This window comes from Janibacter sp. CFPM2_SD2, from assembly GCF_057364645.1.
This window is the reverse complement of the sequence record NZ_JBNFOF010000082.1, coordinates 1-12,137: the sequence shown is the minus strand read 5'-3', so window position 1 is coordinate 12,137 and position 12,137 is coordinate 1. Positions and strand designations below refer to the sequence as shown.

Sequence of the window (12,137 nt, the reverse complement as noted above, 5' to 3'; positions counted from 1 at the left end):
CCCGAGCGGACGGTGCCTCGCCCCCCTTCGCCCCGCCGCGAGGAGGACCAGCCGACGTCGGTGCACCGCCCCGAGCCGCCGCGCCAGGCCCCGACCCGGTCCGTCCACGACCGGCCGTGGCTCGAGATCGACGGCGAGCGCTACCCGCTGATCTCCGCAATGACCGTGCTCGGCCGCGACGAGACCGCCGACGTCGTCCTCGACGACCCCGGGATCTCGCGGCGGCACTGCGAGGTGCGCGTCACCCACGACGGCCCGCACCTCGTGACCCACCTGCGCGACCTCGGCTCGACCAATGGCACCTTCGTCAACGGCGAGCCGACCGACGCGGTGCGGCTCACCGACGGTGACTCGATCACCGTCGGGCGCACGCACGCCACCTTCCACGTCGGCCGCTGAGCCGGCCCCACCACACACCCGACAGGAGTCCCGGACGTGAGCGAGTTGACGGTCACCGTGCTGCGCCTCGGCCTGCTCGTGCTCCTGTGGGTCTTCGTGCTGTCCGTCGCCTCGGTGCTGCGCACCGACCTCTTCGGCACCCGCGTCGTCAACCGGCGCCCGGCCCCGCCCAAGAAGGCCGGACGGCGAGGAGCGAAGGGGGCCGCCCCCGTCTCCGAGACCCCGCGCCCCCCGCGCAACCCCCGCACCCCGACCCACCTCGTCCTCACGACGGGGCCGCTCACCGGCACCTCCCTGCCGCTGCGCGAGTCCGGCGTGCTCATCGGCCGCAACCCCGAGTGCGCCCTCGTCCTCGACGACGAGTTCGCCTCCGGCCGGCACGCCCGGATCATCCGCGGCGAGGACGGCTGGTACGTCGAAGACCTCGGCTCGACCAACGGCACCTTCCTCGGCCAGTACCGCGTCGGTGACCCCGTGCCGGTCGAGACCGGCACCTCGATCCGGATCGGCCGCACGGTCATCGAGCTGAGGAACTAGCCGATGGCGCTGACCTTCCACTTCGCCGCAAGGTCCGACGTCGGGCTCGTCCGCAAGGACAACCAGGACTCGGGCTATGCCGGGCCGCACCTCCTCGTCGTCGCCGACGGCATGGGCGGGCACGCCGGCGGCGACCTCGCCTCCGCGACCGTCATCACCGAGCTCGTCGAGATCGACCACGACTCGCTCACCGCCGCCGAGGCCTCGACCCAGCTCGGCCGGGCGATCACCCGCGCCAACGGTGAGATCGCGCGTACCTATGCCGACAACGCCGAGCTCGAGGGCATGGGCACGACGGTCACCGCGATCATGCGGCCGCAACAAGCTGATCCTCGCCCACATCGGCGACTCGCGTGCCTATCTGCTGCGCGACGGCCGGCTGTCGCAGATCACCAAGGACCACTCCTTCGTCCAGACCCTCATCGACGAGGGCCGGATCACCGAGGAGGAGGCGAGCACCCACCCGCAGCGCTCCGTCGTCACCCGTGTGCTCACCGGCGCCGACGACGACGAGCCCGACCTCGGTGCCCGCGAGGCCCACCTCGGCGACCGCTACCTGCTGTGCTCCGACGGCCTCTCCGGCTTCGTCGCCCTCGACACCATCGAGGAGATCCTCACCGGCGGCACCCCGCCCGGCCAGGCCGCGGACGACCTCGTCTCGCTCGCGCTGCGCGCCGGCGCCCCCGACAACGTCACCGTCGTCGTCGCCGACGTCGTCGAGTCGGGCACCGCCCCCTCGACCCAGCCGCAGGTCGTCGGCTCCGCCGCCCTGCGCCGCCCGCGCAAGCGTGTCGACACCTCGCCCGCCGCCCGCGCCGCCGCGCTGACCCGGCCCGACGAGGACGAAGAGGCCGTCGAGCTCGACGAGGAGCACACCGGCCGCCGTGGTCGCTGGGCCCGCCGCCTCGGCGGGCTGCTCGTCGCCCTGCTGCTCGTCGGCGCCGTCGGCTACGCCGGCTATGCGTGGACCCAGACGCAGTACTACGTCGGCGCCCAGGACGGGCACGTCACCGTCTACCGTGGCGTCGCCCAGGACCTCGGGCCGATCTCGCTGCACTCGGCGGTCGACCAGACCGACATCGAGCTGTCCGAGCTGCCCTCCTTCTACCGCGACGAGGTCGAGGCGACGATCTCGGTCGGCTCGCGCTCCGCCGCCGACGAGCGCGTCGACAGCCTGCGCACCGCCGCGAAGAAGTGCGGCCAGCTGCGGGCCACCGGGGAGCCGTGCGGACGATGAGCCGGGCCATCACGACGATCACCCCCGCCCGCGGGCGCAATGTCGAGCTGCTGCTCACGGCGCTCGCCATCGGCGTGGTCATCCTCGCCTACATCAACGTCTCGGTCGCCGAGTCCGGCGAGATCCCCCCGGACCTGCTCGGCCACACCGGCATCCTCGCGGCGATCGCCCTCGCCGTGCACCTCGTCCTGCGCTGGCGGGCCTCCTTCGCCGACCCGATCATCCTGCCGATCGTCACCCTGCTCAACGGCATCGGACTGGTGATGATCCATCGGCTCGACCTCGCGGCCGGACGTGACTTCTCCAGCGGGCTCGCCCTTCGCCAGCTCATCTGGACCGGCCTGGGCGTCGGCATCGCCCTCGTCGTGCTCGTCCTGCTGCGCGACCACCGCGTGCTGCGGCGCTACACCTACACCGCGGGGCTCTTCGCGCTGATCTTCATCGCGCTGCCGCTCACGCCCCTCGGCCACTCGGTCTACGGCGCGAAGATCTGGATCAAGCTCGGCGCCTTCACCTTCCAGCCCGCCGAGGTCGCCAAGATCCTGCTCGCGATCTTCTTCGCCGGCTATCTCGTGCAGACCCGCGACATGCTCGCCCTCGCCGGGCGCAAGTTCCTCGGCATCACCTTCCCCCGCGGCCGCGACCTCGGCCCGCTCGTCATCGCCTGGCTCGCCGCCGCGCTCGTCCTCGTGCTGGAAAACGACTTCGGCACGACGCTGCTGATCTTCGGGCTCTTCGTCGCCATGCTCTACATCGCGACCGAGCGCACCTCGTGGATCGTCCTCGGCCTGGGTCTGGCCGCCGTCGGCGCGGTCGTCGTCTACCAGTTCGCCGGGCACGTGCAGACCCGCATCCTGTGCTGGACCGACACCTTCTCCGAGGCCGGCATGGAGCAGTGCGGCCAGCTCGGCACCGGGATCATGGGCATGGCCGCGGGCGGCATCTCCGGCACCGGTTTGGGCCGCGGCCGGCCGTGGCTGACCCCGCTGCCCGAGTCGGACTTCATCTTCACCAGCCTCGCCGAGGAGCTCGGCCTCATCGGCGTCTTCGCGCTGATCCTGCTCTACGCGCTGCTCGTCGAGCGCGGCCTGCGCTCGGCCATCGGCCTGCGCGACGGCTTCGGCAAGCTCCTCGCGAGCGGCCTGACCTTCGTCCTGGCCATCCAGGTCTTCGTCGTCATCGGCGGCGTCACCCGGGTCATCCCGCTCACCGGTCTCACCCTCCCCTTCGTCGCCTACGGCGGGTCCTCGCTGCTGACCAACTGGACGCTCATCGCGATCCTGCTGCGGATCAGCGACCACGCCCGCCGCCCGGAGCCGGAGTTCGACCCGGCCTCGATGGACGCCCCGACGCAGGTGGTGAAGACGCGATGAACCAGCCCATCCGCCGCCTGTCGATGCTCGTCGCGCTGATGTTCGTCCTCCTGCTCGGCGCGAGCACGTGGATCCAGGTCCTCGGCAGCCAGGACATCAACGACCGCCCGGGCAACCGCCGCACGCAGCTCGAGAGCTACGCCCGCGAGCGCGGCCAGATCCTCCTCGGCGGTCGTGCCATCGCCTCGTCGTCGCCGACGCAGGACGACCTGCAGTGGCAGCGCACCTACAGCGACCCGCGGCTCTACTCGCACATCACGGGGTGGAACTCCTTCACCTACGGCCCCGGTGGCGGCGTCGAGTCCGCCTCCGACGGCCTGCTCTCCGGCCGCGACGACAAGCTCTTCTACGACCGGCTCACGGGCACGATCGCCGGCCGCACGCCGAAGGGGGCGAGTGTCGAGCTGACCATCAACCCCAAGGTGCAGCGCGCCGCGGACGAAGCCCTCGGCGACCAGCGCGGCGCCGTCGTCGCCCTCGACCCGCGCACCGGCGAGATCCTCGCGATGGTCTCGCACCCCGACTTCGACCCGACGCCCCTGGTGAGCCACTCGCCGGCGACGGAGAAGAAGGCCTGGGACTCGCTCAACTCCGACCCGGGCCGCCCCCTGGTCAACCGCGCGATCTCCGGCAACCTCTACCCGCCGGGCTCGGTCTTCAAGATCGTCACGGCCGCGGCCGCGATCGAGGACGGCCAGTGGTCCAAGGACTCCGAGATCCCGGGCCCGGCCGAGCTCGACCTGCCGCAGACCACGACCAACCTGCCCAACTCGCACGCCGGCGCCTGCGGGCCCAACGACATGGTGACCCTCGCGGTCGCCATGCAGGACTCGTGCAACACCGCCTTCGGCTGGCTCGGCATGGAGCTCGGCGGCGACGCGATGCGGGAGCAGGCGAGCAAGTTCGGCTTCGGCGAGGACCTCGACATCCCGATGAAGGTCACGCCGTCGACGCTCCCCGACGAGATGAACCCGCCGCAGGAGGCCCAGGTCGGCATCGGCCAGTACGACGTGCGCGTCACCCCGCTGCAGGTCGCCATGGTGAGCGCGGCGGTCGCCAACGACGGCGTCGTCATGACCCCGCACCTCGTCCAGTCGGTGCTCGGCTCCGACCTGTCGGAGATCAGCGAGACCAAGCCCGAGCAGCTGTCCAAGGCCATGGAGCCCGAGACGGCCGACGAGCTCACCGACATGATGAAGCTCGTCGTCGAGCGCGGCACGGGCACCCAGGCCGCCGTCCCCGGCTACAGCGTCGCCGGCAAGACCGGCACCGCCGAGCACGCCGACGGCGCCGCGCCGCACGCGTGGTTCACCGGATTCGCCCCGGCCGACAACCCGAAGATCGCCGTGGCGGTCGTCGTCGAGGACGGCGGCCGGGCCGGCAACGAGGCCTACGGCGGATCGGTCGCCGGACCGATCAGCGCGGCCGTGATGAAGGCGGCGCTCGAGTGACCCGCCACCCCAGCACCCACACCACCCGCACGTCCAGGGGGACAGCATGAGCACCTCGACACCGCGTCTGCTCGGCGGCCGCTACGAGGTCGGCGAGCTCATCGGCCGCGGCGGCATGGCCGAGGTCCACCTGGGCCACGACGCCCGCCTCGGCCGTCCGGTCGCGATCAAGATCCTGCGCACCGACCACGCCCGCGACGCGGCCTTCCTCGGCCGCTTCCGCCGCGAGGCGCAGTCGGTCGCCGGCCTCAACCACCGCTCGATCGTCGCCGTCTACGACTCCGGCGAGGACCGCATCACCGAGGCCGGTGGCGCGACCCTCGACATTCCCTACATCGTCATGGAGTACGTCGACGGCCGCACGCTGCGCGAGCTGCTCAACGAGTCCGAGCACGGCTACCTCGACCCCGCCGACGCCGCCCGCATCGTCCAGCAGGTCCTCGAGGCCCTCGACTACAGCCACGACATGGGCATCGTCCACCGCGACATCAAGCCCGGCAACGTCATGGTCACCGACGACGGCAGCGTCAAGGTCATGGACTTCGGGATCGCCCGGGCCATCGCCGACACCCAGGCCACGATGACCCAGACCCAGGCGGTCATCGGCACCGCGCAGTACATCTCGCCCGAGCAGGCGCGTGGCGAGACGGTCGACAAGCGCAGCGACGTCTACTCGTCCGGCTGCCTGCTCTTCGAGCTGCTCACCGGGCGCACGCCCTACACCGGCGAGCCCATCTCGCTGACCTACCAGCACGTCAACGCCGACATCCCGCTCCCTTCGTCGGTCAACCCCGACGTCCCGGCGGAGCTGGACGCGATCACCCACCACGCGCTGACCAAGGACCGCGACGAGCGCTACCCCGACGCCCGGACGATGGCCGAGGACCTCGGGGCATACCGCGGCGGCATGCCGATCAGCCCGGTTGCCACCGAGCGGCTCGAGGCCGCGACGACGACCCTGCCGGTCACCGCACCCAGCGCCGCCGCGCCGCTGGCGGCCGACCCCGACACCGCATCGATGCCCCTGGCCGGACCACGGCGCCGCCGCTCCGGCCTGGGCTGGGTCTTCGCTGCCCTCCTGCTCATCCCGCTCGCCCTGCTCGGCTGGTACGCCTGGAGCGCCAGCCAGAGCGAAGAGGTCGTGCAGGTGAGCGTGCCCGACCTCGTCGGCAAGGACGAGGCGGTCGCCCGCTCGGAGCTGACCAAGGCGGGCCTGCGGCCCGATGTCGAAAAGGTCGCGGACGACGCGCCGGTGGGCGAGGTCGTCTCGCAGGACCCCGGCACGGGCGCGAGCGTGCCGACGGGTGACACCGTCGTCATCGAGGTGTCCGCCGGCCCGGACGACGTCGGGGTGCCGAGCATCATCGGCATGAGCCGCAGCGAGGCGAAGTCCGCCCTCGAGGCGCAGGGCCTCACGCTCGGCACGGTCACCGAGGAGGACAGCCCCGACCAGGCGGCCAACCACGTCATCAGCACCGACCCCGGCGTCGCCGAGCCGGTGGCGAAGGGGAGCAGTGTGGACGTCGTCGTCGCGAGCGGCGACGTGCAGCTCAAGGACTACACCGGCCAGCAGATCGACGACGTGCGCAACGAGATCTTCGCGCTCGGCCTCGAGGTGAGCGTCGAGTCCGAGATCTCCAGCGAGGAGCCGGGCACGATCCTGAGCCAGGATCCCGACGCGGGCAAGGTCCGGCAGGGGCGCACGGTCACCTTCGTCGTGGCGCGCGAGCCCAACCAGACGACGACCGCGACCGTCACCGAGACGCCGACGGACACCTCGACGAGCGAGTCCTCGAGCGACTCCCCGACGAGCAGCGACAGCCCGAGCAGCTCGGAGCCGTCGTCGACCTCGACCTCGCCGTCGGGCACGCTCAGCCCGTCGCCCAGCTCGACCCGCACCCCCGGGTCGGACCGCACGACCCAGTCCCCCTCGAGCCCGTAGTCGTCCCTCGACCCCGCGAGCGCAGCCGCTGATCCCGTCGGCCCTCGGGTGTGCCCTGGTGGCGGGCGAGAACCCTGCACAACCCTAGGGTCGTGCAGGGTTGTCCCCCCCCTGTCGGCGGGATCAGTCGTCCCCGCGCCCGCGGGACTCGTCGAAGAAGACATCGATGCGCTGGAACCCCTTGAGCCGCTGCGCCTCGGCGTGCCGGGCATAGGCCCGCTGGTCGGCGCTCGTCAGCACGACCTGGTCGGTGAAGGGCGTGAGCAGCGCCCGCGGCCACAGGTGCTCCTTGCGCACGACGTTGACCTCGACGCAGAGCATGATAGCGACCGACATCGTGTAGAGGAAGACGAGCAGGCCGAGGACGATGGCGAAGACGGAGTTGAGGTTGCTCGCCCGCTCGATGACGGTGCTGACGTAGACCGCGCCGACCGCCTGCATCCCCTGCCACGACAGCGCCGCGAGCAGGGCGCCCGGCAGCACGTCGGTGAGGTCGAGCGGCCGACTCGTCGCGATGATGAAGATGACGGCGATGACGAGCGTGTTGAGCAGCACCGAGGCGATGGTGATCGCCCAGCCGGTGTAGCCCCCGGAGACGAGCTGCTGGAGATAGGTCGTCAGGCCGGTGGTGACGACGATCGTCAGCCCGGCGACGAGGAGCAGGAGCAGGCCACGGCCGCGGCTGGCGAAGGGGTTGGGCCGGCTGTTGCGCGGGACCATCCACGCGGTGTTGCTCGCGTACTGCAGCGCCTGCCCCACACCGAGGCCACCGTAGAGCGCGGCGAGACCACCGACGAGCAGACCGACCGGGCCACCACCGATGGTGCCCGTCGTGCGCAGCTCGTCACCGACGATCGGGAACTCCGACAGGGCCGAGTCGAGGATCCGCTCCTGCCATTCCGGCTGGCCCTGCAGGACGATGCCGACGACCGTCGAGAGCAGGAGCAGCCCGGGGAAGAGGGAGAGGAACCCGTAGTAGGTGAGCAGCGCGCACAGGTAGCCGCCGAAGTCGTCGAAGAACTTGTAGACGACCGCGATCGGGAAGCCCAGGACGGGGTGGCGGCGCTGGATTCGGTCCAGCGGGCCGACGGTCGGCTCGCTCATCTCCCCCCTTCGCCCGTCAGCCGGCGGCGACGGCCCGGGCCACGCCCTCGACATCGCGCACCAGGGGCGACATGCCGGCGCTGCGCGCGACGGCACCGGTGTCACCGGTCATCTCCAGCCAGTTGGCCAGGATCCGGTGGCCGCCCTCGGTGAGGACGGACTCGGGGTGGAACTGCACGCCGTGCAGCGGCAGGTCGCGGTGGTGGGCGGCCATGATGACGCCGGACTCGGTGTGCCCGTTGGGCACGAGGGCGTCGGGCACGGTCGCCGGGTCGATCGTCAGCGAGTGGTAGCGCGTCGCGGTGAAGGGCGAGGCGAGACCGGTGAGGACTCCGGTCTGGTCGTGCAGCACCCGGCTCGTCTTGCCGTGGAGCAGCTCGGGGGCCCGGCCGACGGTCGCGCCGAGCACGATCCCGAGGGCCTGGTGGCCGAGGCAGACGCCGAGCATCGGCTGGGCCCGCTCGGCGCAGGCCTCGATCATCGCCGTCGAGACACCGGCCTCCTCGGGAGTGCCCGGCCCGGGCGAGATGAGCACGCCGTCGAAGTCGGCCCCGTCGGCCGCCGAGACGGCGTCGTTGCGCACGACCGTCGTCTCGGCACCCAGCTGCTGGAGGTACCCGACGATGGTGAAGACGAAGCTGTCGTAGTTGTCGACGACGAGGATGCGGCTCACCGGCACAGTATGGGCCCTCACCGCGCCGACGTCAGCGGGCGGGCGTGCTCCAGGGTCGTACGCCCGTCGAAGGGGGGCAGCTCGGTCTCGTCGGACTGCTGGACCTCGTAGCCCAGGCCGACCGCGTCGACGTACTGCTTGTAGATGCTCACCGAGGGGTCGCTGTCGAGCTCCGAGCGCAGGTCCTCCGGGTCGCCGATCGCGGTGATCGTGAAGGGCGGCGAGTAGACCCGCCCCTGGAGGATGAGCGTGTTGCCGACGCAGCGCACCGCGCTCGTCGAGACAACCCGCTGGTCCATGATCTGCATCGCCTCGGCCCCACCGCGCCACAGGGCGTTGACCACGCCCTGCACGTCCTGCTGGTGGACGACGACGTCGTCGACGGTGAAGCCCTCGGGGACCTCGCTCGCCTTGAGGTGCGCGTCGTCGAGGGTGACGGTCACCGACGGGCCCTCGACGGCCGTGGTGCCGGCCGTGCGGGCGCTGGCCCGGCTCTGCTTGTCGATGGACCGCAGCCGGGAGCTGCCGGGGGCGGCCTGCTTGGTGAGGTCGTCGACCTCGGTGCGCAGCGACCGCACGCGGGAGGCAGAGCGCTCGTTGTCGATGGTGCGCTCACGGATGACGTCGGGCAGGTCGGTCGCCTCGCTGCGCAGGTCGGTGCCGCGGGCGGTCGTGCTCGACGTCGCGAAGAGCAGGCCGGCGGCCATGGCGATGACGGGCACGAGTGCCGACCACCGGCTCGGTCGGTGGGTCAGCCAGGTGCGCACGCGCGAGCGCAGTGCCGCTGCGGCGTGGGCCGGGTCCAGGTCCGGCACGGAGGCACCCCCCTTCGGTCGGTCGTGCGGTGCTCGGCATCTACGCTAGGCCACGACGTCCGCAGACCCGAGGAGCACCCAGTGGCGAAGCCCGCCGACGACGCGCAGGAGACGACCGACGAGGCCACCTCGTCGGCCGAGACGACCGCGAAGAAGTCCGCCAAGAGCGCCTCGCGCTCCGGCGACCCGAGCAAGCGTGCGGCGGCGGCCGAGGCCGAGACGCGCAGCGGCTCGCGGCACAAGGTCAAGGCGCAGCGCGTGGGCAACCCCAGCTGGTTCGTCCCCGTCATGCTCGGCCTCATGCTCATCGGCCTCGTGTGGGTCGTGACCTTCTACATCACCCAGGAGCAGTACCCCGTGGAGTCCTGGGGCCGGTGGAACCTCGGTGCGGGCTTCGCCTTCATCCTCGCCGGCTTCGCGATGACGACGCGCTGGCGCTGAGCCGGCCGGGCGGCTGCGCCCCACCCACCGGGTGGGGACGATTCCCCACAGAGCCTGTGGACAACTCGAGTTGTCCACAGGCTTTTTCACATCTGGGGACAAATGACACGCGTGTAACTCGCCTGTCCACAGGGCCGGATCAGCCGAAGGGGGCCTCGAAGCCGGTCGGGGAGAGGGCATAGCGCGCGACGCCCAGCACGACGACGACCGCGAGGACGGCGACGATCCCCACCCAGGCGAGGCCGGGCTGACGGCGGCTGCGGGAGAGGGCGATGACCGCCGCGAGGAGCGCGCCGGCGACGAGCCCGCCGAGATGGGCCTGCCAGGCGACGTTGGGGACGAGGAAGCCGATGACGGCGTTGATCGCGATCGTCGCGATCATCGACGAGCTGTCGCGGCCGAGGTGACGGTTGAGCACGATGACCGCCGCGAAGAGGCCGAAGACGGCGCCGGAGGCCCCGACGATCGGCACGTAGGCATTGGGGTCGGCCGGGTCGACCGGCTGGAAGAGCAGCCAGGTCACCGAGCCGGCGAGCGCGGTGACGAGGTAGATCGCGAGATAGCGGGCCCAGCCGAGCATCCGCTCGAGGTAGCCGCCGACGAGCCACAGCGCGAGCATGTTGAAGAGGATGTGCATCGGCTGGTTGGGGCTGTGGGCGAAGGCCGAGGTCAGCAGCCGCCACGGCTCGCTCGTGCCGAGGGCGGGGGCGAAGGCCACCTCGCTGAAGACCCGGGGCGAGAGCAGCTCGCCAATCCACACGACGACGCAGACGGCGATGATCGAGATCGTCAGCCAGGGGCGGTCGGTGCCGGTCGTGGCGCGCCCGCCGAAGACGGTGCGCTGGGGGCGCTCCCCCTTCGACCCCTCACGGACGCAGTCGACGCACTGGACGCCGACGGCCGCGCTGCGCTGGCACTGCGGGCACACCGGTCGGTGGCACCGCTGGCAGCGGATGTAGGAGATCTGGTCGGGGTGCCGGGGGCACGTCGGCGCCTCCGGGGAGGCGCCGGTGCCGCCGTCCGTGGACGATCCGCCCCAGCCGGACGGCGGCAGCGACACGAGATCAGTCCTGGACGATCTCGACGGACTCGATGGTCACCGGCTCGACCGGCTTGTCCATCGCGCCGGTCTGGACGCCGGCGATCTTGTCGACGACCTCGCGGCTCGGGCCGTCGGCCACCTCGCCGAAGATCGTGTGCTTGCCGTTGAGCCACGGGGTCTCGCCGACGGTGATGAAGAACTGCGAGCCGTTGGTCCCGCGGCCCATCTGCTTGCCGGCGTTGGCCATGGCGAGCAGGTAGGGCTTCGAGAAGGTCAGGTCGGGGTGGATCTCGTCGTCGAAGGTGTAGCCGGGGCCGCCGACGCCCTGACCCAGCGGGCAGCCGCCCTGGATCATGAAGCCGGAGATGACCCGGTGGAAGTCGAGGCCGTCGTAGAACTTCGTCGGGTTGGTGCGACCCGCGTCGTCCTGGTACTCCTTCTCGCCCGTGGCGAGGCCGACGAAGTTGTCGACGGTCTTGGGGGCCTGGTTGGGGAACAGCTCGATGGAGATGTCGCCGTGGTTGGTGTGCAGGATCGCCTTCATGGCGTCCATGCTAACGACCGCGGGCGAAGGGAGGACGTGGCGGGCCCCTCGCCCCTATCGGTTTCATCGGCCGACGATCCGGTGCAGGATGGGGGAGTACCCCATCGGCGCAGGAGGAAGTGTGTTCCAGAAGAACAGCAAGGTCGAGGACGGGCGAGTCAAGGCCCACGAGACCGCCGAGGCAGCATCGCTCAAGGTGCACGAGATCATCGACAAGGTCGCCGAGCACACCGAGCACGGCAGCGAGCGGGCCCAGGAGCTCAAGGCCGCCGCCTCGGAGCAGGCCGCCGCGACCCGCGAGGGTGCCGCGAGCAGGGCCGCCGACCTCAAGGAGCAGGCCGAGGAGGCCAAGAAGCAGGCCGCCAAGGACGCCAAGAAGGGCCGCAAGCAGGCGCGCAAGCAGGTCCGCTCGGCCCAGAAGCAGGCCCGCAAGAAGGGTGAGCAGGCCGGCAAGGACGTGCAGGACGTGCGCGACCACCTCGCGACGAGGTGCTGCCCCAAGGTCGTCCAGACCGCGAGCGGCCTGGCTGCCGCCGGGCGCCGTCGCGGGGCCGCAAGGCCGCCGACGAGGCCGCCGTC

Annotated in this window: 13 protein-coding genes; 8 read left to right on the top strand and 5 right to left on the bottom strand. The window is 71.5% G+C overall.

The features are described 5' to 3' along the window. The 6 genes from AC2W7J_RS09460 to pknB form a co-directional block, all read left to right on the top strand. The coding region (locus AC2W7J_RS09460; protein ID WP_485982197.1) for an FHA domain-containing protein at nucleotides 1-399 on the top strand (399 nt) is incomplete at its 5' end. Between the two features lie 36 nt (nucleotides 400-435). After that, on the top strand, nucleotides 436-936 hold the full coding sequence (locus AC2W7J_RS09455) for an FHA domain-containing protein FhaB/FipA (RefSeq protein WP_485982196.1): 501 nt from the start codon (nucleotides 436-438) through the stop codon (nucleotides 934-936). A 259-nt stretch (nucleotides 937-1,195) separates the two neighbouring features. Beyond that, nucleotides 1,196-2,173, top strand: coding sequence for a PP2C family protein-serine/threonine phosphatase (locus tag AC2W7J_RS09450; RefSeq protein WP_485982195.1), 978 nt, complete (start codon nucleotides 1,196-1,198; stop codon nucleotides 2,171-2,173). Beyond that, on the top strand, nucleotides 2,170-3,546 hold the full coding sequence (locus tag AC2W7J_RS09445) for an FtsW/RodA/SpoVE family cell cycle protein (RefSeq protein ID WP_255184886.1): 1,377 nt from the start codon (nucleotides 2,170-2,172) through the stop codon (nucleotides 3,544-3,546). The genes AC2W7J_RS09450 and AC2W7J_RS09445 overlap by 4 nt, the downstream gene beginning before the upstream one ends. Beyond that, the gene (locus AC2W7J_RS09440) at nucleotides 3,543-4,997 is read left to right on the top strand and encodes a peptidoglycan D,D-transpeptidase FtsI family protein (RefSeq protein ID WP_485982194.1); all 1,455 of its coding nucleotides are present in this window, start codon (nucleotides 3,543-3,545) and stop codon (nucleotides 4,995-4,997) included. Before AC2W7J_RS09445 ends, AC2W7J_RS09440 begins: the two co-directional genes overlap by 4 nt. A 46-nt stretch (nucleotides 4,998-5,043) precedes the next feature. After that, nucleotides 5,044-6,939: a Stk1 family PASTA domain-containing Ser/Thr kinase gene (gene pknB, locus AC2W7J_RS09435; protein ID WP_255184884.1), complete on the top strand. Its 1,896-nt coding sequence runs from the start codon at nucleotides 5,044-5,046 to the stop codon at nucleotides 6,937-6,939. 123 nt (nucleotides 6,940-7,062) lie between these two features. Here the strand turns inward: pknB and AC2W7J_RS09430 are convergent, their stop codons facing one another. Genes AC2W7J_RS09430 through AC2W7J_RS09420 form a run of 3 tightly spaced genes read right to left on the bottom strand, consistent with a single transcriptional unit; the run spans nucleotide 7,063 to nucleotide 9,531 of the window. Next, entirely contained in the window at nucleotides 7,063-8,043 is a 981-nt protein-coding gene (locus tag AC2W7J_RS09430) for a YihY/virulence factor BrkB family protein (protein ID WP_421007721.1), read from the bottom strand. Between the two features lie 16 nt (nucleotides 8,044-8,059). Continuing rightward, entirely contained in the window at nucleotides 8,060-8,716 is a 657-nt protein-coding gene (locus AC2W7J_RS09425) for an aminodeoxychorismate/anthranilate synthase component II (protein WP_485982193.1), read from the bottom strand. A gap of 17 nt (nucleotides 8,717-8,733) precedes the next feature. After that, nucleotides 8,734-9,531, bottom strand: a complete 798-nt coding sequence (locus AC2W7J_RS09420) for a DUF881 domain-containing protein (RefSeq protein WP_255184881.1) — start codon at nucleotides 9,529-9,531, stop codon at nucleotides 8,734-8,736. 81 nt (nucleotides 9,532-9,612) lie between these two features. Here AC2W7J_RS09420 and AC2W7J_RS09415 point away from each other — a divergent pair, with 81 nt between their 5' ends. Continuing rightward, the gene (locus tag AC2W7J_RS09415; protein WP_255184880.1) at nucleotides 9,613-9,972 is read left to right on the top strand and encodes a cell division protein CrgA; all 360 of its coding nucleotides are present in this window, start codon (nucleotides 9,613-9,615) and stop codon (nucleotides 9,970-9,972) included. A gap of 139 nt (nucleotides 9,973-10,111) precedes the next feature. Here the strand turns inward: AC2W7J_RS09415 and AC2W7J_RS09410 are convergent, their stop codons facing one another. Continuing rightward, nucleotides 10,112-11,032 (bottom strand): rhomboid family intramembrane serine protease, encoded by a 921-nt coding sequence (locus AC2W7J_RS09410; protein WP_421007718.1) that lies wholly within the window; start codon nucleotides 11,030-11,032, stop codon nucleotides 10,112-10,114. A gap of 4 nt (nucleotides 11,033-11,036) precedes the next feature. Then, entirely contained in the window at nucleotides 11,037-11,558 is a 522-nt protein-coding gene (locus tag AC2W7J_RS09405; protein ID WP_255184878.1) for a peptidylprolyl isomerase, read from the bottom strand. A gap of 121 nt (nucleotides 11,559-11,679) precedes the next feature. Between AC2W7J_RS09405 and AC2W7J_RS09400 the strand changes: the two genes are divergently transcribed. Beyond that, the coding region (locus tag AC2W7J_RS09400; RefSeq protein ID WP_485982192.1) for a hypothetical protein at nucleotides 11,680-12,137 on the top strand (458 nt) is incomplete at its 3' end.

Coding starts and splice junctions, on each gene's coding strand:
- AC2W7J_RS09450 (WP_485982195.1), top strand. CDS start 1,196: ATGCCGACAACGCCGAGCTCGAGGGCATGGGCACGACGGTCACCGCGA.
- AC2W7J_RS09445 (WP_255184886.1), top strand. CDS start 2,170: ATGAGCCGGGCCATCACGACGATCACCCCCGCCCGCGGGCGCAATGTC.
- AC2W7J_RS09440 (WP_485982194.1), top strand. CDS start 3,543: ATGAACCAGCCCATCCGCCGCCTGTCGATGCTCGTCGCGCTGATGTTC.
- pknB (WP_255184884.1), top strand. CDS start 5,044: ATGAGCACCTCGACACCGCGTCTGCTCGGCGGCCGCTACGAGGTCGGC.
- AC2W7J_RS09430 (WP_421007721.1), bottom strand. CDS start 8,043: ATGAGCGAGCCGACCGTCGGCCCGCTGGACCGAATCCAGCGCCGCCAC.
- AC2W7J_RS09405 (WP_255184878.1), bottom strand. CDS start 11,558: ATGAAGGCGATCCTGCACACCAACCACGGCGACATCTCCATCGAGCTG.